17 protein-coding genes and 3 pseudogenes are annotated in these 19,453 nt (G+C 67.9%); 10 read left to right on the top strand and 10 right to left on the bottom strand.

Going from position 1 to position 19,453, the window contains the following annotated elements:
- Nucleotides 1-366, bottom strand: a pseudogene (locus IF09_RS47275) (AMP-binding protein); the annotation flags it as partial.
- A gap of 257 nt (nt 367-623) precedes the next feature.
- Here IF09_RS47275 and IF09_RS45840 point away from each other — a divergent pair.
- Together IF09_RS45840 and IF09_RS0125805 are read left to right on the top strand one after the other, a co-directional pair.
- Nucleotides 624-782, top strand: coding sequence for a hypothetical protein (locus IF09_RS45840; protein ID WP_158710053.1), 159 nt, complete (start codon nt 624-626; stop codon nt 780-782).
- Nucleotides 779-1,186: a hypothetical protein gene (locus tag IF09_RS0125805; RefSeq protein WP_030299576.1), complete on the top strand. Its 408-nt coding sequence runs from the start codon at nt 779-781 to the stop codon at nt 1,184-1,186. Before IF09_RS45840 ends, IF09_RS0125805 begins: the two co-directional genes overlap by 4 nt.
- A gap of 143 nt (nt 1,187-1,329) precedes the next feature.
- On the opposite strand, the gene IF09_RS0125800 is transcribed toward IF09_RS0125805, so the two are convergent.
- Nucleotides 1,330-2,583, bottom strand: coding sequence for a protein-glutamine gamma-glutamyltransferase (locus IF09_RS0125800; RefSeq protein ID WP_030299574.1), 1,254 nt, complete (start codon nt 2,581-2,583; stop codon nt 1,330-1,332).
- A gap of 1,517 nt (nt 2,584-4,100) precedes the next feature.
- Between IF09_RS0125800 and IF09_RS48555 the strand changes: the two are divergent.
- Nucleotides 4,101-4,217 (top strand): annotated as a pseudogene (locus IF09_RS48555) (IS5/IS1182 family transposase); the annotation flags it as partial.
- An 18-nt stretch (nt 4,218-4,235) separates the two neighbouring features.
- Here the strand turns inward: IF09_RS48555 and IF09_RS0125795 are convergent.
- The 5 genes from IF09_RS0125795 to IF09_RS0125775 all read right to left on the bottom strand — a co-directional run bounded on the left by IF09_RS0125795 (nt 4,236) and on the right by IF09_RS0125775 (nt 9,466).
- Entirely contained in the window at nt 4,236-4,721 is a 486-nt protein-coding gene (locus IF09_RS0125795) for a DUF1877 family protein (RefSeq protein ID WP_030299572.1), read from the bottom strand.
- 299 nt (nt 4,722-5,020) lie between these two features.
- Entirely contained in the window at nt 5,021-6,391 is a 1,371-nt protein-coding gene (locus IF09_RS0125790; protein WP_030299570.1) for an IS1380 family transposase, read from the bottom strand.
- Nucleotides 6,392-6,652: 261 nt separating this feature from the next.
- On the bottom strand, nt 6,653-7,120 hold the full coding sequence (locus IF09_RS43435) for an Ig-like domain-containing protein (RefSeq protein WP_078613454.1): 468 nt from the start codon (nt 7,118-7,120) through the stop codon (nt 6,653-6,655).
- 335 nt (nt 7,121-7,455) lie between these two features.
- Nucleotides 7,456-8,511, bottom strand: coding sequence for an IPT/TIG domain-containing protein (locus tag IF09_RS0125780; protein WP_030299564.1), 1,056 nt, complete (start codon nt 8,509-8,511; stop codon nt 7,456-7,458).
- A gap of 211 nt (nt 8,512-8,722) precedes the next feature.
- Nucleotides 8,723-9,466: an IPT/TIG domain-containing protein gene (locus IF09_RS0125775; protein WP_030299562.1), complete on the bottom strand. Its 744-nt coding sequence runs from the start codon at nt 9,464-9,466 to the stop codon at nt 8,723-8,725.
- A 672-nt stretch (nt 9,467-10,138) separates the two neighbouring features.
- On the opposite strand from IF09_RS0125775, the gene IF09_RS41985 reads away from it, so the two are divergent.
- The 3 genes from IF09_RS41985 (at nt 10,139) to IF09_RS45835 (ending at nt 13,329) form a co-directional block, all read left to right on the top strand.
- Complete coding sequence (locus tag IF09_RS41985; RefSeq protein ID WP_051832881.1) at nt 10,139-11,455, top strand: ice-binding family protein; 1,317 nt, start codon at nt 10,139-10,141, stop codon at nt 11,453-11,455.
- A gap of 802 nt (nt 11,456-12,257) precedes the next feature.
- Nucleotides 12,258-12,506: a hypothetical protein gene (locus tag IF09_RS40630; protein ID WP_051832879.1), complete on the top strand. Its 249-nt coding sequence runs from the start codon at nt 12,258-12,260 to the stop codon at nt 12,504-12,506.
- A gap of 664 nt (nt 12,507-13,170) precedes the next feature.
- Nucleotides 13,171-13,329: a hypothetical protein gene (locus IF09_RS45835; RefSeq protein ID WP_158710052.1), complete on the top strand. Its 159-nt coding sequence runs from the start codon at nt 13,171-13,173 to the stop codon at nt 13,327-13,329.
- 639 nt (nt 13,330-13,968) lie between these two features.
- Here IF09_RS45835 and IF09_RS0125750 read toward each other — a convergent pair.
- Together IF09_RS0125750 and IF09_RS48550 are read right to left on the bottom strand one after the other, a co-directional pair.
- Nucleotides 13,969-15,465, bottom strand: a complete 1,497-nt coding sequence (locus tag IF09_RS0125750; RefSeq protein ID WP_030299555.1) for an IPT/TIG domain-containing protein — start codon at nt 15,463-15,465, stop codon at nt 13,969-13,971.
- Nucleotides 15,466-15,572: 107 nt separating this feature from the next.
- Nucleotides 15,573-15,854 carry a hypothetical protein gene (locus tag IF09_RS48550; RefSeq protein ID WP_418953075.1) on the bottom strand — a complete coding sequence of 94 codons (282 nt, stop codon included), beginning with the start codon at nt 15,852-15,854 and terminating at the stop codon, nt 15,573-15,575.
- An 86-nt stretch (nt 15,855-15,940) separates the two neighbouring features.
- Between IF09_RS48550 and IF09_RS47270 the strand changes: the two are divergent.
- Nucleotides 15,941-16,048: pseudogene (locus IF09_RS47270) on the top strand (IS982 family transposase); the annotation flags it as partial.
- Between the two features lie 261 nt (nt 16,049-16,309).
- On the opposite strand, the gene IF09_RS0125745 reads toward IF09_RS47270, so the two are convergent.
- Nucleotides 16,310-16,537 carry a hypothetical protein gene (locus IF09_RS0125745; RefSeq protein WP_078613457.1) on the bottom strand — a complete coding sequence of 76 codons (228 nt, stop codon included), beginning with the start codon at nt 16,535-16,537 and terminating at the stop codon, nt 16,310-16,312.
- 262 nt (nt 16,538-16,799) lie between these two features.
- Here IF09_RS0125745 and trxA point away from each other — a divergent pair, with 262 nt between their 5' ends.
- The 3 genes from trxA (at nt 16,800) to IF09_RS0125730 (ending at nt 19,332) form a co-directional block, all read left to right on the top strand.
- The gene (gene trxA, locus IF09_RS0125740) at nt 16,800-17,129 is read left to right on the top strand and encodes a thioredoxin (protein ID WP_030299551.1); all 330 of its coding nucleotides are present in this window, start codon (nt 16,800-16,802) and stop codon (nt 17,127-17,129) included.
- Nucleotides 17,130-17,169: 40 nt separating this feature from the next.
- On the top strand, nt 17,170-17,424 hold the full coding sequence (locus IF09_RS0125735) for a hypothetical protein (protein ID WP_158710051.1): 255 nt from the start codon (nt 17,170-17,172) through the stop codon (nt 17,422-17,424).
- A 624-nt stretch (nt 17,425-18,048) separates the two neighbouring features.
- Nucleotides 18,049-19,332 (top strand): cation:proton antiporter, encoded by a 1,284-nt coding sequence (locus tag IF09_RS0125730; RefSeq protein WP_030299548.1) that lies wholly within the window; start codon nt 18,049-18,051, stop codon nt 19,330-19,332.
- Nucleotides 19,333-19,453: the final 121 nt, after the last annotated feature.

The following is a 19,453-nucleotide window of genomic DNA, read 5'->3' as shown; positions in this document are numbered from 1 at the left end:
CATGTCCTTGATCCGGTCGGTGATGCGCAGGTTGCCGTCGGTGTCGAGGACCCCGACGTCGCCGGTGCGCAGCCAGCCGTCCGGGGTGACGGCCGCGGCGGTCTCGGCCGGGTCCTCGAAGTAGCCCTGCATGACGTGGTGGCCGCGGACCCACACCTCGCCCGCCGTCCCGGCGATCTGGGCGTATCCCTGCTGGTCGGCGATCTTCACCTGGGACATGTCGCCGCCGGTGGCGGCCAGGAACTCGGCGCCGCGGATGGTGCCCAGGCCGGGCAAGCTGGTGATCACTTCGAAGTGCTGGTGATCGCGAAATCGGGCTTCGATGAGCTTGTCGAGCTCGGCGGCCTGCCCGTTGAGGAGCATCACCTCATGGATGGCACCGTAGGGGGGACTGCTGAGCTCCTGGCAGCACTGGGCCGTGCGACGCGGCCAGGTTCACCCGCAGTGTGCTGTCTGAACACACCGGGAACTGTCCGCTATGCGATCCGCTGGAAGGCGATGACCTGCGTTCACGCCACGTCGCGTACGGGTTCTGAGAATGTTGGTGGCCGGCGCCCACTTCCGCCGAGGCGGGTGGCAAGGGCGCCGGCCAACCGAAAACACACAGGGCCCGGGACATCGAGGTGGCCGTGTACGAGGAGGCGTACGGACCGCTGCCCGCAGTCTGGTTCACCGACGAGCGCGGTCGGCTGAACGGCGAGGCGTTCTCGGCATACCGGGAGACCGGCCGCGTCGAGGCGTCGTGGAACTGCGGGCCCGAGTTCGCCGAGACCGCGGAGTGACCAGCACCACGCGCATGGAGCCCTCGCCCGCCCGGGCGGGGGCTCTGCGCGTCTCCCTGGACCGCACCACCACCGAGTTCGCCGGGTACGTCGAGGCCACCACCGTGCACTGTCCCTACCTCGGCCCGTCGGTGATCAACGGGCTCACGTACTGGACGACGTACGACATCGTGCCGGGCGCCGAACTGTTCGACATCGAGTCGGGCCGGGAGGAGGGCGCGGACCGCCCGCGATGCGACCGTCATCCCCACGAAGGTACCGGCCGCCTCCCCTGTTGTGAGTGGCAAAAGGGGAGGCGGGATACGCCGGTCCGGTTCCTCGACGGGCTCCAACTGGCCCTTGTCGACGACGCGGAGGACTGCCTGTCCGAGTGTTCAAGGCTCATAGCGGAGCCCTGGGGGTGATGGGCAACACCCGGTCGGGGCGGGTGGTCATCGGGCCGCGAACTGGGGGGTGTGGGTGATCGAAGGCTGCCCCGCTCCGCATGTGGCACGTGGTGGGGCTGGGCAGCTGCTCGGAGGGCGTGTTCGAGGTGAGGGGCCGGGTGTTACGGCCAGCCCTGCTTCACCTTGGCGGGGGCGGTGTTCCAATTCTTGGGTATGAAGGTGACGATGTAGGTTCCGCGGTCGAAGTCCGTGTAGCCGCTGGACCAGCTGCGGAACTTGCTCTCGTATACCTGCATGGGCCCCATGGCGCCGCCGGGGGAGTGGTAGTGGTTGGCGTGGGTCCATATGGTGTTGTCGGGGTTTGCTTCTTTCTGGTCCCCGAACCAGCCGTAGTCGAAGTTGACGTAGCTCTCGCCGGGCTTGGCGGGGCTACGCGAGGTGTTCCTGTCCTTCGACATGTCGACCAGGCCTGTGTTCTGGTTGGGGCGGAAGGCGTCCGGGTCGCCGTACTTCCTCTTGTCGGAGGGGTTCCTGGGGTCCTGTCCGCTCCAGAAGTGCTTCGAGTAGATGACCGCCTTCATCTTGGACGGGTCGTAGTTGCCCCCGTTCCTGTCCTTGAAGGCCGGTGTGTTCCTCAGGGCTGAGTAAAAGTTCGAACGGATGTCTTCTTTGGACAGAGCGTCGTTGTTTTTCGTGAGCTCTGCCTTGAGGTAGTTGAGATAGGCCCCCTCGTCGTGGGTGTTCTCCAGGGCCTTGTTCATGACGGATGCCACATCACGAGCCCGGTTGAACCCCTTTGTCTCGTCGAAGCTCTGCTTGGCGATGCGCCCCTCGAACTCGGCCCGCGTCTCGCCCGGCCGTGGCCCGGTGGTCTCCAGAGCGTTCTTGTACTTGTCCTCGTCAAAGGACGCGAAGGCCAGCTTGTTCGTCGGGTAGGGGCCTGAATTGACCCAGGTGACCCCGACGCACCCGTAGGACAGCTGCTCTCGCTGCTCTTCGGTCATCTGCTGAGGTTTGCCGTCGCGGTGGCTGTAGGCCTGCTGCCACTTGCGTATGTAGTTGCTGATGCCGGTAGTGGCCCTGTCTCCGTGGGCCCGGTACGCGTCAGGCATGCTGTCGAGCGGCTCGGCGGGAGGGGTGACCCTGTCGCCAGCCGATGCGGAGGCCCTGAGGGACTCGGCGGCACTCGGCAGTAATCCTCCCGACGGCTTGCCGGGCTGACCCAGATTCAGAGCCTTCTCGTTCAGTGCGTTGATGTGCCCGATGTCATCCGCTGTCAGGCCGTGCTTTTCGGCGTAGGACCCCTTCTCGCCGTCGGCACTGCCGGCTGCCTGGCTGACCGATGGCGTGAGACCAGCGGTGCACAGCACTACGCCCGCAGTGGTGAGGGCGAGAAACCCCGAGCGTTTGTACATGAAGATCAAGAACTCCTTTGATGGTGGAATGCAGGGCATGCGAGAGAGCGGCACGGTGGAGGAGAACGCGGCGAGCTGCGATCAGGTAATGACGACGCGTGTCGGACCGCGTGGTCTGCGTCGGCGCAGTAGCGGAGTCCGGCGTACGGGGCGGCATACAGGAAGCCGTGCTGCCAGGTGGACCCACTCGGCGTGAACGGCCGTGCCCACGCGGATGTTGTAGTGCGGGAGAAGCTGAGAACCGCCTGTGCGGGGGCCGAGACGAAAAGCCCCGGAGTACCTCTTCCTCCGAGTGGCTTTGCAGGTGAGTTTCAGAAACGTCCCTTGCTCAGAAACCAGAACCCTGCACGGTGACCCCGGGCTGCAGGTACCGGAAGGCGGCCCGCAGGCCGTCCATCCCCATCCCGTGGAAGGGGGTTTGCCATCACATCTTGGCTCCTTGGTGGGTAGTCAGGTTGTACGAGAAGCGATCATGGACCGGTGCCAACTCCCCGACAACACCGCGGCTTCAAAATCGGCCACGCTGTCCAATAGGGCGGTATTCGGTCATCAAGGCGGGCGAGTCCGGCATTGGGGCACGTAGCGGCAGCGTTCTCCTGCCCGTGTCGTACCGCCCGCGGCGAGACCGGTAACAATGACCTCGAGAGCCTGAGGAGTGGTGCACGACGGCGCTGTCGGCCGGGCCGAAGCCGTTTCGTGCAGCGGCGGCGGCGAACCGCATGCGGAGGCTCCGGTCCACACCCTCCGGGTCTCAACCGGACGAACGCCTGCCGGAAGGACCGCAAGATCTTCGCCACTTTCCGCTGCTGCCCGACCCAGGGTCGTCATTCGCCCTCGCCTTCTGTGCAACGGCTGGTTGGGGTCTCGCGGTTTTGGGGTGATGGGGTGAGAGACAGTGGGCTTTGGGACGTTATTGCTGGTAGCAGGCTGTTTTCAGCGGGTGGGATCACTGCCTTGGGGGTGAGGGATTCGCATGGGATCGCTGTTCCCGGGCTTTATCGCACGTGGGGTGACGCTGTCTCAGTTGCGTAAGTTCTGATCACCGGCCAGCGGGGGTCGGTGTGATCGGCGGGTGGATCAGGAAGCACCGGGGACCCGCGCCTGGCAGGAATAGGTACTGGTTCGGACGCTGCTTTGCCGGCGGTGTCGGTGCGGACGTTGCGGGGGCCGGCAGTAGGCCGGGCTGCCCGGGTAACCCTGGTCCGACCGGTCCCGCCGGTCCCGCCGGACCGCTGGTCCCGCAGGTGCGCAGGGTCCGCCAGAGCCCTGGACAGCCCAAGCGAAGATCACCAATTGACCGAAGCCGCACCACTGCCCCACACGATGACGCCCTTGCGCTCGATACGGCGGCTGAATGCAACCGACACGCCCTCGGCCAGCGCCGCGCCCCGAGGCGGTGGCTGCCGCCCCCGGCCTGAACGTCGACGAGAACGAGACTCGAACCCTCCTCGCCCGCTTCGGAGGCTGGAGCCCGTACCGCAGACCTCCCCTGCCGGTGCCGTGCGCGAGACCGCACGGTCGAGTGCGGGATCAACCGCCTCAAGAGGAACCGCGCTGTCGCCACCCGGTACGACAAACTCGCCGTCCGCTACGAAGCGGCCGTGCTGGTCGCAGCCATCAACGAGTGGCTGTAACCAGCACGTGGCCACGTTTCAAGCCCACACCGCTTTGACCACGGCGTGGCCTGCCGAAGCCGCCCGCCCGTAGAACCCTTGGAGATCCCTGTGGTGGTCGAGGAATTCCTGGCTGCTCCAGCCGAGGGCACTGAAGCTGGCGCCGACAACGTTCCACAGCTCGTCGAAAGGGACGGTTGCAAGGAAATGTGCGGCCTGTGACACCCCAGGCGGCTCCAGAAGCATCAGCGGGGGATCGGAGGGGTCGGCATCAGCGCTGTGTGGCACGGGGCGGCCACCGTAGATCGGCAGTATCCAGGGCTCGTCGGAGTATCCATCGAGGGCATCCGCTGCGGTATAGAGGTCGTTGACAGAGTCCCAGCCCTTGTTGATCGAGCAGGCGATTCCCGCTGCGTACTCGTCGACGTGGTCTTCCCAAGCCTCAGACATGAATGCAGCGAGCCAGGTGTGGTCGTCCCGGATGTCGGACTCAGCCACGGCGCGAAAGTGCAGGTAGATGCTCACTACGACGAGTCCCTCAGCTCGGCGGCCCACTTGTCGGGCCGAACGGAGAGAACCTACTTGAGGGCACTGACAACCGCGTGTCGCCGATATCGACTCGCGCCGTCCGTCGGAAATTTTGCAACACCCCTAACTTCGGTCGTTCATGAGGGCTCGTCAGCTTGCTGAGGACCCTTTGTGGTGAGTGTTGTCGGGATTTTCGGAGTCTGGGCAGCTTGGGGGCCCGGCTGTCGCGTCGGGTGCGCGCCGGGTTCCACGGCTCCGGTGGGCTGGTGCTGCTCGCAGGGATGAGAATGTGCTGGTCAGCCGGGGTTCGGAAGGGCCTGGAGCCGATCCAGGGCATCGGTGATCACGCCGGTCCAGGGCCAGTGCTTGGCGAGGCGGAGGTAGCGGCGACGGCCGGTGATGATGAGCTGGGCGGTGGTGGAGAACAGCCGAAGTCGTAGGCGGCGGGGCTCCCAGAGCCGTGCTTGGCCGGTCAGGGCGAGCAGGGGCATCCAGGCAAGCATGTCCAGGACCTGGATGATCTCCAGCCAGATCTGGTTCTGCGTGGCGTCGTGGAGGGGGAGGTTGCGCAGGCCGGTGGTGCGGGCGGCGCGGATGCGGTCCTCGGCGCGGGTCCGCTGCCGGTGGCGCAGTTCGAGGGCGGCGATCGCCTCGTCGGCGGTGTTGGTGGCGAAGCAGGTCAAGCGCATCCCGTCGGCGTCGGTGAAGCGCAACTGGGCGCCAGGGTGCGGCCGTTCCTTCCGCGCGATCAGCCGCAGCCCCTTCGGCCAGCCCGTCAGGCAGTCACCGGCGAGTTCGGCCACCGCGCCGTCGCGGACATCGCCGTCGGGTTCCACGGCCGGCGTCCAGGCGGAGGCCGGCACCTTCAGGACGGCCTGGTGGATGGAGTCGGTGATGGTCATGCCGACCGAGTACGACAACCACCGCCCGCACCGGGCGAGCCAGGCGGCGAACTCGTGGGTGCCGCCGCCGGAGTCGGTACGGATCAGCGTCTGCCGTCCCCGCCGCAACCGTTTCGGCAGCTGGGCCAGGGCCAGCGCCGTGGCCTCGATGTGGTCCGCTGCGGTGTTGGAACCCGCGTTGCCAGGCCGCAGCAGGCCCACGACCGGCTCACCGGACCCGCCTCGGCCGTGGTCGACGAACCCCATCAGCGGGTGGTGCCCGAACGTCTTCTTCCAGGTCGCGGCGGCGTCCTGCTTCTCGGAATGTGCCAGGACGAGGACGCCGTCAATGTCCACGATCACCTGCCCGCCCGCATCCGGCGCCGCGTCACCGGCCAACTTCCAGACGTGTTCGCGTACTTCAGCACGGGCGGTGCGCAACGCGGCCAGGACCCGCTGTCCACCCGCCGCCAGCTTGCCGATCAGCCGGGAGACCGTCGGGTCGGAGGCCACCGGCCCGAACACGGCCGGCTCGGCCCGCAACATGCCCACATCGGCCAGGCAGTCCCCGCCCAGCGCCACCGCGAGCGCGACATCCAGCAGGACCTTGCCCGGGTCGTGCACCGTCCGCGGCTTGCGCCATGGTGTCATTGCCACCGACATCGCGGTGTCCAGCCCGGACTTGCGGAGCGTCTCGACCAGCCGCACCGCCCCGGCCTGTGAGACCGCCCTGCTGCCACCGCCTTCGACGCGGACACGCGGGTACAACCCGCTACGCTTGCTCACCTGGAGAGTGCTTCTTTCCGTGCAGCCAAAGGGACCCTATACAAATCCCATCGTTGCAGGTCAGAAGCACTCTCCGTTTATTTGATCAAGGCATGGACGCACGTGAAAGCGCGAGGTTGGCCCTTGCCCGCGGTGACCGTGAGGTGGACGTCATGTTGCTGTGATCGCTGCAGGTGGGAAGGTGTCCGGCGTAGCGTCATGCGTAGCAGGAGAGAACGCGTGCCCCTCTGCCGGGCCAGCGCCGCTGAGCCGTCAGGGAAGTCAGTGCACTTCGATGTTGTTGTTGATGTCACCGACCGTGAAATTGATCAGGCCGCCGCAGGCGAGTAGGCAGAACCCGTTCGCAGGTGGCGTGGGGGGGACGGGTGTGGGCGCCGCTGAGACCACGACGGCGGTCGTGTTGCTCGAAGCGAAGCAGTTTTCGTTCCCGTTGTATGCGGCCGTGATTGTGTGACTGCCGGTGGTCGTGAAGGAGGTCGTGTGCTCCGCTTGTCCGTCCGCGCCGACGGGCACGGTGTTCAGGATGTCGCCGCCGTCGAAGAACGTCACGCCGAGACCTCCCGTGGGGTCGGCCGCACAGGTGACGGTCGCGGTCAGTGTCACGGGTACCCCGACGTTTGCTGCTGGGGGTGACGCTGTGACCGTCGTCGTCGAGTTGACAGCTGCCGCTGCCGGTGAAGCGAGGCCCACTACGGTGGCCAGCGCCAGGATGGTGCCGGTCTTCCACATTCTTCGGCCTTGCCAACGTCTCACGGTTTCGGCTCCTTGATCGATCCGGGCGGAGGTCCGCCATGACTGGTCGGGGAGCGTCACGTTACGCCGCAGGTTCTCGCATTCCTGGGAGGCTTGGGCCTAGTCAACCCGCTTGGGCCAGAGGCATGGCGATGCGGGGAGCACGGTTTCACAGATTCACGGACGGTGATGCGCAATGGTCCCTTTGTCTGTCGGCAGACTCGCCCGGCGTCGAAGCATTCGCGCCCAAAACAGAAACGAAAACCGGCAAAGAGCCTCCGGGGTAAAGGGTCGGCAGCACCCGCGTCGTCCAAGCGGTCTGGAGTGCCGATCTAGATCGAGGGAGCGGCGACACGGGTGTAGGTGAGGGAGTTGCTGGTGCCACCGATCGTGGTCACGTTGACGGAAACAGGGCCGGGTACCCCCGCTGGGGCGGTCGCTGCAACCGTGGTGTCGGACAGCACGTTGAAGGCCGCGGGTGCGGCACCGAAGTGGACGGCGGTCGTGGTGGTCAGACCGCTGCCGGTGAGAGTGACGCCGGCTCCGGCGTCGGTGGGCCCCTGTGTGGGGGTGAGGGAGCCGAGGACCGGTGGAGCCACGTAGGTGTAGATGACGGAATTGCTGATGCCGCCCGGGCCGGTGACGGTCACGGCTACGGAGCCCGCTCCTGCGGGGGTGACGGCGGTGATCTGGGTGGGTGAGTTGACGGTGTAGCTGGTGGCGGGTGTGCTGCCGAAGGTGACTGCCGTCGCCCCAGTGAGGTCGGCCCCGGTGAGGATGACGGTGGTGCCACCCGAAGACGGTCCCTGGCTCGGCGACACGGTGGTGACGGTGGGCGCGTTGAGGTAGAAGAAGTAGACGGGACCGGTCGTACCCCCGGGCGTGGTGACGGTGATGGGTACGGCGCTCGTTCCTGCGGGGGTGACGGCGGTGATCTGGGTGGGTGAGTTGACGGTGTAGCTGGTGGCGGGTGTGCTGCCGAAGGTGACTGCCGTGGCCCCGGTGAGGCCGGTCCCGGTGAGGATGACGGTGGTGCCGCCCGAAGACGGTCCCTGGCTCGGCGAGGCGGCGGTCAGGGAGGGTTGTGCCGCGTAGGTGTAGGGGACCGAGTTGCTGCTTCCGCCGGGCGTTTTGACGGTCACGGCGACGGTGCCGGTTCCGGACGGGGCTACTGCGGTGATCTGCGTGGGGGAGTTGACCGTGTAGCCGAGGGCCGCTTTGGTGCCGAACATGACGGCGGTGATTCCGACGAAGCCGCTGCCGTTCAGGACGACGTTGTTGCTGCCTGCCGCAGGGCCCGTGCTGGGTACGACCGCGGTGAGAACGGGTACGGCGGCGATGACGGCGGTGGGCCGGACCGCTCCCGCCGCGGGGGCGCTGTCTTTCACGGTGTCTCCGTAGAGTGTCGGGCGGGCCCGGGAGGGCCGAGGAGAGAAGAGAGCTGACGGGCTTGCCCTGCCGTTGACTCTTGGCGGGCGGGCGGGCCCCCGGCCCGGGTGGGGTTTCCGGGCCGGGGGCTTGGGGGCGGACGGGCCCTGATGGGCTATCGCGTCCGCTCCGGACGGGCCGGCCGCTGAGGGGCTGCCGGCCGAGGAGCGGTCAGATGCCGGGGCCGGCGATGTAGGTGAACGCGTCCGCGAGGATGGCGCTGCCTGCGTCGTTGGTCACGACGACGTCGACGGGACCGCCGGTGCCGGGAGGCGTGACGGCCGACAGCGAGGTGTCGGAGATCACGGTGAAGGGTGCCGGGTTGCCGTCGAACGTGACCTGGTTGGTGCTGGTGAAGCCGGTGCCGGTCAGGGTCACCGCGGTGCCGCCGGACTCCGGTCCCTGCGCCGGGACGACCGCCGTCACCGTCGGGGCGGCGACGTAGGTGTACGAGAGCCCGTTGTTGGTGCCGCCGGCCGTGGTGACGCTGACGCCGACCGAGCCGGCCGCGCCGGCCGGTGCGACGACCGTGAGCTGGCTGTCGGACACCACCGTCGGCACCGCGGTGTTGGCACCGAAGGAGACGCTGGTGGCACTGGAGAATCCGGTGCCGTTGATGGTGATGGTGTCGCCGCCCGCGGTCGACCCGAAAGACGGGCTGAGGGACTGCTTGAACGGTGCCCCGACGTAGTAGAACGGGATCGGGTTGCTCGTCCCTCCCGGGGTGGTCACGGTGACGCCGACCGCTCCGGTGCCGGAGGGGGAGACGGCGGTGACCTGGGTGGGCGAGACGTTGGTGACGGAGGTGGCGAGTCGCGTACCGAAGCGCACGGCTGTGGTGCCGGTCAGGTTGCTGCCGGTGATCGTGACGAGTGTGCCGCCGCCGCTGGATCCCTGGTTCGGGCTGATAGGCATGAGCGTTCCTCCTCGCTCGGAATGCGGTACATTGCCGAGCAGTGATGGGGCGTTCGGTCCGCTTACGTCCCGGATGAGGGCGAGCCTGCTCTCGTGTCCACTGGCCAAGTGGCATCTCGATGGCCTTGCGCCGATGCCCGGTCGACGGTCTGCAGCCGTCGGCGCTGTGCGCAGGGCCTGTCGAGAAGTACAGCCCGTCAGGAGTCAGTTGCCGCCTGATCAGGGGGCTTGCCCGTGTCTGTTTGCGGACTCGAATGCCGCTGATACTGACACGAGAATCAACCCAGCAGAGTGGCAGTCCGACAAGACTTTCGTCGCATAATCAGCCGTTCAGGTGAGCGCACGGCGTGAAAACAGGGCACATCGGCGGCGTATTGCTGACGATCTGCTTATATGCTAATTCGTTGCAACATCCGAGATTGTTGCGGTGGCGAGGCCGCGGGCCCGGGCAACGTCACACTCTGCCACGGAAGCAGCCGCCGCGCGGCACGCGGTGTCGGCTGGATATGCGCCTGCGAACACGTACCTCATTCGGGTGACATATGCCCTCAACTCTTGTCAGGTGCGTGGGCCAGTGGGCTACTCCGAAGAGGAGAACCACTGCGGCCATCGGTGCAGGGACCGGCCGACGATGCAGCCCGCCGACCGGCCGACAGACTCAGGGAGCGCCCCATGGCGGTCATACCGAACCAGGGATCCACGGGTGGGGGTGACGCGGTGACGCTCACCGGCAGCCATTTCACCGGCACCACCAGCGTGCTCTATGACTCCCGCCGGGCTGCGAGTTTCACGGTCCTCAGCGACTCCACCACCGCCACCGTCACCCCCTCCGGCCACGGCGCCGTTCCGGTCTCGGTCACCACCGCCGGCGGAACGGGCGTCGTCGGAAGCTTCTACTACCTGCCGCCACCCTCCTTTCGCCTCCTTCCGCCACCCGCCGGCCCCTTGACCGGCGGCAACACGGCGACCCTCACAGGACTCGGCCTCTACACCACGTACGAGGTCCTCTTCGGTGCGCAGGCCGCCGCCTTCACCGTCGGCTCCGACGGTCAACTCACCGTCACCGTCCCTGCGGCTGTCTCCGCAGGTCCGGTGACGATCACCGTACGAAGCAGGGGCGGAACCGCCGGTGGGGTCATCTACACCTATCTCGACTCGCCGTCCATCACTGCCGTCACCCCGGACAAAGGGCCGGTGGACGGTGGCAATTTCGTCGTCATCACCGGAACCGCGTTCTCCTACACCACTGGCGTCACCTTCGGTGGCACGCCCGCCCTGTCCTGGCGGATCGCCTCAGACACGGAGATCCACGCACTGCTCCCAGCCGGAGAACTCGGCCCGGTCGACGTCTCCGTCATCACTCTCGGCGGCACCGCGACCGCTTCGGACGCCTACACCTATCTGGGACGCTTCGCGGTGCTGGGCGGCGCGCCGGTCACCAACACCGGCCCCTCCGAAGTCACCGGGGATCTCGGGGTGAGCCCGGGAACGTCCGTCACCGGATTCCCGCCCGGTCAGGTTCACGGCACCATCCACATCACTGACGCTGACGCCCTTCAGGCTCACGCCGATCTCATCGCCACCTACGACACTGCCGTCGCCCAGCTCCCGGACGCCGGCCTTTCCGGAGACCTCGGCGGCCTGACGCTGGCCCCCGGCGTCTACAACGCCCCCACGTCCCTCGCTCTCACCGGCACGCTCACCCTGGACGCCCAGGGCGACCGCAACGCCGAATGGGTTCTCCAAATCGGATCCACGTTGACCACGGCAACGGCCAGCCGCGTGCTCCTCATCAACGGCGCCACGGCCAGGAACGTGATCTGGCAAATCGGAAGCTCAGCCACTCTTGGCACCGACACCGTCTTTGCGGGAAGGATCCTGGCCCTGACATCCATCACCGTAAACGCCGGCGTAACCATCCAGGGACAGGCCCTGGCCATCAACGGCTCGGTCACCCTCGACACCAACACCATCAGCCGCCCCTGGTAATGACCACGCCTGCCCGGGTGCCCGCCGCAGGCACGTCACTCTCAGGCTGCACCACTGCACCACTGCACCACTGCACCACTGCCCCACTGAGGCTGGAGCAGGCGGATGCTGTGCCAGGAAACACGTCACGGCTTCGCAGTCGGCTGAGCAGCCTGGGCAACCACGCGTGACAGCCGCTCTCGACACGGACAGGCAGGTAGGGCCGGCTCCTCTCCTTCACCCGGGAAGTGTCTCTTCCGCTACCACGAGCCGGCTACGCCGCCTCGCCGCGTTGTCGGAACGCCCGAATACGCCCAGTATGCGGACGCTCCTCCGCCTTGCGATGCACCGCATCCGACGCCGCACGCTGATCCACCGGGGATTACGGGACAGCCCTTAGGAGGAGGTCACGCAGGTGACCGCGAGCACACCCTGCGGGCCAGCCTCGGCGCTGCGCCACGCGACTGCCAGCACCGCATGCCTCCGCCTCCGACCGGCAGGCCACCTGCGGCAGGGTGGGGCAGCTGTCCGGGCGTTCGATGATGGATAACAGCTGCTCAGCACCCGTGAGTTCCAGGCGGATATCGGGCATGGAGGAGCTGGAAAGGGACCTGGCGGCTGTGCGCGAGGGCAGTCAGGCGGTCCCGCGGGTCAGGTCTTGGGTGGCAGTGCGGGCACCGCTCAGCTCCCGTTCGGCGCCCGCCGCGCGGCCTTACACGCCTCGCACAAGGGGCTCGCCCCCACCCCGTTGCCCACTGCGGCGTACGCTGCCGAGCAGCCGGCGGCCGTTCCGCAGGCTTCTGCCGATGGGGGCGCGGACTCCGTGCTTCCGCTCGCGGTCGAGGAGGACCGTACCGGCTACCAGCGAACCAGTTTCAAGCACTGGAACGCGGGCGACATCCCCGTGGACGGCTGCAACACCCGCGCCGAGGTTTTGCTGTCCGAGGTCCGGGCTGCGTGCTCACGGGGGGGTGTGTGGGTGTCGTACTACGACGACACCACCGTCACTGACGCCTCCAAGCTGGACATCGACCACATGGTGCCGCTCGCCGAGGCGTGGGATTCGAAGTAGGCGGAGTTATGTCGCCTGCATCATTCCGCTCGGGTTGGTGACGATGTCCGACCTGGGGTGGGGAGTTCGGCGTACGGCTCGTCCTGGTGATGGCGTGGCCTTCTACCTTGGGAAACCGGGTTCGGCGCCACGATGTTGCATCTGATACGTCCCTCGACACACCCGGGCAGGACATCCGCTGCCTTGTTGCAGTGCCGATTCTCCGGTGAATCGGCGCGCCCTCCCGAGTGACGCGCCTCCTCACGAACCTGATCGCGTCCCAGCGGAAAGCAGGGCCTCCGCGTGACGGTCGAGGTCGCCAGGTACACGCGTGCGGAGCTGGAGGACAAGGCGCGGACGATGGCCCGCCCCGACGCGACCGTGGGCGGGGCGTCGATCACGAGCGTGGATCCGAGCAACGACGGGAACGCCCTGGAGGTCGCCGTCGAACCCGCCCCCTTCGTCGTCCCCGGATCACAGCAGAAACTGGACGGCCTGGAGGGCGACCGTTCCGCCCTGACCTCCCTCGCCGGAGAAGTGCCCGTGAACGGCAGCACCATGGAGGGCGGGTCCCCGACCGTCCTGGTGCCCAAGGCGCCGGACAAGACCAGGTTCGAGGCCAGCGGATACCTGCCGGGAGGGGCCGGGGACCGGGTCGCCGAACTACTGCACGACCGGCTTCACGGTGGTCGACCCGCTCACCCAGGTCAAGTACATGACCACGGCCGCGCCCTGCGTGAACAGGATCGGCGAAGTCGTCAGGAACGGGAACAAGGACAAGGCCCTCGGCAAGGTCGTCGACATCCAGGAATACATCGACTCGGCCCCATCGCGCTCGACCTGAACGTGAAGACCGCACCCACGGTCTACAGCGAGTACGGCCTCGGCGATCCCCACGGGCTGTCGAGGGTCGTCAGGAACAGCGGCCGTGCCATCGTCAGCGAACTGCTCTGCGCGGACGGCGCCCTCCTGGGAGAGCAGTGCGGCGGCAAGGTCACGGCGGTCGGCTCGCTGCTCTGGGACAAGAAGCACAAGCACTATCGGCTCCTCGCAAGCTCTCGCAGGTCTCCGAACGGATCACGGCCGGAGCCGGGGACAGCGGCGGTCCCGTCTACGCGGGCAGGACGGGAGCGGAGTGCCGGCGGGCACCTGCGACATCGGGTACGGCGCCCTGTACATCTGCGACCACGGGGTGACCCAGCGGCATTTCCCGCGCGGCATCGAGCAGTTCATCATCGGCTCCGACTATGCGGTCTGGACGCGCTGGTACTACGGCGACAGCCCCCAACCTGATCTGGCGGCCGGGGCTGGGTTCCGGACACCTGGTCGCCCGGCAGCTGCTCGCCGCACAGATCCGTGGCCTGCTCGCCGCAGGGTGAACGGTCCTGCGGCGATCCTTCGCCGGGGCACGGTTCGACCGGTCGGCGGCAAGGGCCCGGGGCTGCTCGAAGGGCCACCACCCCGGGAACGGGGCGTGCGGACGCTACCGTCCGGTGTAGGTGAACTCGTCGGCCGGGCTGGTGGGAGAGGTGGCGTTGCCGACCGTCACGGTGAGGTTCACCGTCTGGTGGTCGTCGAGCTGACCGGGCGCGGTTGCGGTGATCTGTCCGGTGGAGACGAACTTGACCGAATCGGATGCCTTGTCCTTGAATTGCACGGTGGCGCCATCGGCGAAGCCCGAGCCGCTGATGGTGACCAGGGTGCCGACCTCTCCGCTGGTCGGGCTGACGGCATTGACCACCACAGGTGCGGGTCCGCCATAGGCGAACTGCCCCATCGCGACGGCCGGCGAGGTGCCGAGGGTGTTGGTGACGCGGACGTTGACGACGCCGGTTCCGTTGGGGACCTTCGCGGTGATCCTGCTGTCGGAGTCGATGTTGCGCGTGGGGCAGGCGAAGTGGCCGAAGTCGACCATGCTGTCCTTACTGAAACCGGTGCCGTTGATGGTCACCGTGGCGCCGGGTTCGCCGAAGGTGGGAGTCACGTCGGTCACCACCGGTGCGGAAGGGACGGCAGGCGCTCCCACCAGGTCCAGGTAGGTGGAGTTGGCGTGCTGGAAGGCGACCTGGCCGAGGAAGTCCTGGGTGGTCTTGTTGACCAGGTTCTTGGCAAGGCTCGTGTAGCTGGTGTTCATCGGGCAGAGCGTGCCGGGCTGGACGTAGACGTTGCCCTTGGTGCGCCTGGAGGTCGCCCCGATGAGCAGCTTCACTTCTTCGGTTGCCTGTGGTCCCGGGCTGGGGTACCAGCCGGCGGTGGTGTCGAGATCGGCCCACGCGTGAGGTACCAGGTCGTAGGCGTTGTTGTGGCGCTCGTCGATGACCCACGGCACGGAGTCGAAGTAGTCGACGAAGCTCTGTACGCCGGCGGTGGGAGCGGCATAGGTGATCACCGCGAACCTCGGCTGTTTCGGCCAGGTCTGTGCCTGCAGGTACGGCGCGAGCATGGTGGCGATGCAACCGCCCAGGCTGTGACCGGTCAGATAGACGGTCGGCTGCGGCGAGGAGGGCGCCGAGTTGAGTGCGGCGGTGAGCGCCTGAGCGAGCGTGACGTTCGGGGAGGGTGAGGCGATCGAGCGGGCGTCGACAACCCGTTTGAACGCATCCATCACCCCCTTGGAAACGGCGATGGGCTTCGGCGATCCGCTTTCGGGGAACGGGACGACTGTGCCGACATCGAGGTCCTCGAGGATGTCGGTCAGATCGGCGTCCGTTCCGCGAGCGACCACGGCGAATTCGTTCGAGCCGTTGGTGCTCCGTGCGATGTAGGCCATATTCGCGTTGGCCTCGCTCAGGGCGAGCCACACCAGCTTCCACGCGCCCTGCGTCGCAAGGCCGGGATCGCTCAGTTGCGCGTTGATGCCGGTGATGATTCGTTCGGTCTGTTGTTGCGGGGTTTCCCCAGACGGACGCGGGGTGGCCCCGGTGGCTGCAAGGGCAGCCAGGGTCATGGTCACCTGGGCGGTTGTCGGATCGGGTGCCATCGTCGTTCCTGCTCCTCGGATGTTTTGCCGGTGCGGAGGCGGGGTGGCCTTTCGGCAGCATCAGGGCAGATCTGTGCCGACCGGCCGGCAGAGTGGACCGCACACAATCAGACCTCCCCTCTGCGTTGTCCGGTGCCTTTCCTGCCTGCAGGTTGGCCAGTTTCACCTTGTTGGCCGTTCGGCGTACGTGTGTGCGGTTCGCCGAGCCGGGTGCGCAGCGTGGTCGCCAGAGCTGCGGTGTCTACGGGTAGGCCCGGGGCGGCGGCCCAGGCGGCGATGCCGTCGGGGCGGATGAGCGCGGTCGAGAGATCGCCGCGGTCGGCAGGGGCTGCCGCCACGGTCGACAGGCGCTCCCGCCATCCGGCCGCATCCTCGAAGCGCGGGCACAGGTCTCCCCAGTGATCACAGAACGTCGCAACTGCATGATCACGGAGATCTGTGCCCGTACTGTTGCCGACGTCCCCGACCGCGCCTATTCGACCTGCGGCTGATCGACTCCACCCCGCTGCCCCGCGCCGCCTCCCGCGAGAGCGTCAAACGCTCCGACCTCGCCGGGCACTGCGGCTACGGCTACTGCGTCGCCGCCGCGATGCCGGTTTCGCGGCGGCCATGGACCGGGCCACCGCCACCCGCAGCACCCCGGAACCCGCCGACGCGGCTACCGCCGCAGCGGACCGCTTGCTACGAACACCTTGCCGTTCACGGCGTGCTCCGGTAGGCGGCCTTGCCGCGGGGATCCGGCCCGAGGCCGTCTACGACCGGCGCAGATCGACAGCGATTTCGCCGACAGACCGACCACCTGCGTCTTCGAGCCGAGCCCCGATCCGTAGCCCCGGGTCGGGGGTCAGGCGAGGCCGGAGCCGAGACGGAACCGCATCTCGCCCGCTGCCCGGCGGATGTCCTCGGGCAGCTCGGCGGCGTCGAGCAGCCCGAGGAGCACCATCAACGCCCGTCCTTCGCCGGCGCTGATCAGCTTCACGCGTGGCTCGCTCACTTGGTCGAGGAGCGTGTCGAGCTGGTCCAGGGCCTCGTCCCTGCCGGGATCAAGGCTGGGCGCGGGCCGGTTAGTCACGTTGGCCGGCCCAGGCCCGTACGACCGCTGGCGGGGCTGGCGGCCGGGTGCGGACGGGCTGGCGCCTGGGTCCGGCATGACCGGTTCGGGGCGGATCCGGTGAGGCGGCTGCGGTGAGGCGAAGCCGTCGACCACACTGTGTATCTGGCCGTTACGCCGCGGGCCGGGGATGTGCGGGCGTGGAGTCCTGTCTGCTGCTTTCGCAGGGCGGAGTGCTGCGGTGTTCTTGTTTTTGCCCTGACTGAGGAACGAGGAGGCCCCTGTGGCTCTGAAGACCGTGACGGACGCTTCCTTCGACGAGGACGTCCTGAACAGTGACAAGCCTGTCCTGGTCGACTTCTGGGCCGAGTGGTGTGGTCCGTGCCGCCAGATCGCGCCCTCCCTGGAAGCAATCGCCGCTGAACACGGCGACAAGATCGAGATCGTGAAGCTCAACATCGACCAGAACCCGGCCACCGCCGCCAAGTACGGCGTCATGTCCATCCCCACCCTGAACGTCTACCAAGGCGGCGAGGTCGTCCAGACCATCGTCGGCGCAAAGCCAAAGGTCGCGCTGGAACGAGAGCTGGACCCCTTCCTCAGCGCCAGGTAACCCCTACCGCGAGGCCGCTGACGGCGAGACGGACGCGGCCATGACAGAGCGGCAGTACGGGCCCCGCCTTCCTGACGGGGTGGCGGCCCGCACTCCTTGTCCTCATGTGGTCGTCTGGGACGCCGAGGCGGGCCGGTTGTCGTTCGAGGCGTTGCGGCGCCGGGCCGCCACCCGCGCTCGGGGCGCCGCCGGTCTGGCGGCAGGGTGGCCGGCCTACTTCATCGCCTTCGACCTGTCGCAGCTGAACGGCCAGGAGCTCCTCACGCGCCCTTACGCCGAGCGGCGTCACTGCTGACGAGGCCGATTAGGCCAGTCGCTGAGGGGCGCGTACATGATCACGGCGTCCCCAGCGAGGCATAGCAGGGTGCCGATGGGGTGGCGGGCGCGATCGTGGTGTCGGGGCTGAGCACGGGCGCGTACGCAGCGGCGACGGCGGCGCTCCCGGTCGTTACGAGCTTCGAGCTGGCGGGGGACAGCGCGAGCGCGCAGTTCGCGCTGGTCGGGGATGCGGTGGTAGGGGGTGCCAGGGGAGACGCCGAGGAGCTTGGCGATCGAGGTGATGGAGCGGCCGGGGTCGGGCAGCAGGTCGCGGGCGGCCTTGATGACTTCCCCGGTGGCGGCGGTGAGGGGCCCGCCGACGCGGGCGCGGGCGGTGGCCGGGCCCTATCTCAAACTTCGACTCCTCGCTCGGCACGCGAGGCAGGCGAACCCCAGCAAGATCGTTCTTGCCGGAATTTCCTGTACGTCAACTACTCATACCCGATCACGGGATCGGCGTGCCTCGTTCCCTTCCCTGCGGCCGCGTTGGTCCGACTGGGCCGAGTCGGGGGCGTTCGTAGCACGGTTCCCGCAGATCAGACCGGCACCGCCATAGGGTCGGACCTCGCCTCTCTGCGCGAGGCGGGCGTGAGGAGTGCGGATGAACGGCTGGGCCGTCCTGATCGCCGGAGGTGTGGTCGCCGGCTACGGGGCGCTCTCACGCCGTTTGTCGACCACGGTGCTCTCGGGACCGCTGGTCTTCATGCTCGTCGGTCTGTCGATCGGCCCGCTGGGACTAGACCTGCTGGACGGGGCGAAGGATCCCGAGGTCACGCGGACGCTCCTGGAGAGCGCGCTGGTGCTCCTTCTGTTCGCGGACGCGGCGGGGATCAGGGCCCGGGACCTGCGCCTGGAGGAGTTCCTGCCGCTGCGGCTGCTCGTGGTCGGCCTGCCGGTCACGATGGCTCTGGGCTTGCTGGTGGCCTGGCCGCTGCTGCCCGGCCTGAGCGTGTGGGAGCTGGCCCTGGCCGCCGTCATCCTCGCGCCGACGGATGCCGCGCTCGGGCAGCAGGCCTTCTCCAACAAGCGGGTGCCCCCACTGGTCCGCGGCGGCCTGACCATCGAATCCGGTCTGAACGACGGTCTGGCCCTTCCGTTCTTCGTCCTGGCCCTCGCGGCGGCGGGTGAGGGCCACGACCATCCGAGCGTGGCCGAGACGTTTCTGCGCGCGCTGCTGCTGAGCAGCGCGATCGGACTCACGGCCGGCTGGACCGGGGCGAGCCTGTTGCGCTGGTCGCTCGCCCGGGGGTTGAGCAGCTCCGACTGGCGGCAGTTTCTGGTACTCGCCGTCCCAGTCATCGCGTACGTCCTGTGCGCCATGGTCGAGGGCAGCGGCTTCATCGGCGCCTGGGCCGCCGGCCTGGCCTTCGGCATCCACCTGCGCCGCACCCCCGCCGACCTGGACATCCCTCCCCAGGGCTCGGACCCGGCGCAGAGCACCAGGTTCACCGAACGCCTCGGCCTCCTCCTCGCCTCATTGAGCTTCCTCGTCTTCGGCGCCGTCATCCTGGGACCGACACTCCAGCACCTGACCTGGCGCATGGTCCTCTACGCGCTGTTCAGCCTGACCGTCATCCGGATGCTGCCCGTCGCACTCGCCCTGGCCGGCACCGGCCTGCGCCCCGCCTCCATCGCGTACATCGGTTGGTTCGGTCCGCGCGGGCTCGCCTCCCTCGTGTTCGGCCTGCTCGCCCTCGAAGAACATCTGCCCGGGGGAACCCTGCTGAGCGAGGTCATCGCCGTGACCGTGGGCCTGAGCATCATCCTCCACGGAGCATCAGCGCCCATCTTGGGCGACCGCTACGGCACATGGTTCACCAGGACACTCCGCAAGGAACCGAACCTGCGGGAGAACGCCCTCGCGCAGCACGACGGCCCACACTGATGGGGTCAGCGGCCTTCTGCGGATAGGGACGCTGGCAGGCCGCGAGGCCAACCGCCCCCGAGCCCCCTCGGCATCGGCTCCCTGCTGTACGTGGCGTGGGTGCCACGTCGACGAGGGCCAC

The organism is Streptomyces katrae, from assembly GCF_000717655.1.
Taxonomy (GTDB): Bacteria; Actinomycetota; Actinomycetes; order Streptomycetales; family Streptomycetaceae; genus Streptomyces; species Streptomyces katrae_B.
The sequence above is the reverse complement of the archived record's forward strand: the minus strand, read 5'-3'. Positions and strand labels throughout refer to the sequence as shown.

Coding starts and splice junctions, on each gene's coding strand:
- IF09_RS41985 (WP_051832881.1), top strand. CDS start 10,139: ATGGCGGTCATACCGAACCAGGGATCCACGGGTGGGGGTGACGCGGTG.
- IF09_RS43435 (WP_078613454.1), bottom strand. CDS start 7,120: ATGTGGAAGACCGGCACCATCCTGGCGCTGGCCACCGTAGTGGGCCTC.
- IF09_RS0125800 (WP_030299574.1), bottom strand. CDS start 2,583: ATGTACAAACGCTCGGGGTTTCTCGCCCTCACCACTGCGGGCGTAGTG.
- IF09_RS0125750 (WP_030299555.1), bottom strand. CDS start 15,465: ATGGCACCCGATCCGACAACCGCCCAGGTGACCATGACCCTGGCTGCC.
- IF09_RS0125775 (WP_030299562.1), bottom strand. CDS start 9,466: ATGCCTATCAGCCCGAACCAGGGATCCAGCGGCGGCGGCACACTCGTC.
- IF09_RS0125735 (WP_158710051.1), top strand. CDS start 17,170: ATGACAGAGCGGCAGTACGGGCCCCGCCTTCCTGACGGGGTGGCGGCC.
- IF09_RS0125730 (WP_030299548.1), top strand. CDS start 18,049: ATGAACGGCTGGGCCGTCCTGATCGCCGGAGGTGTGGTCGCCGGCTAC.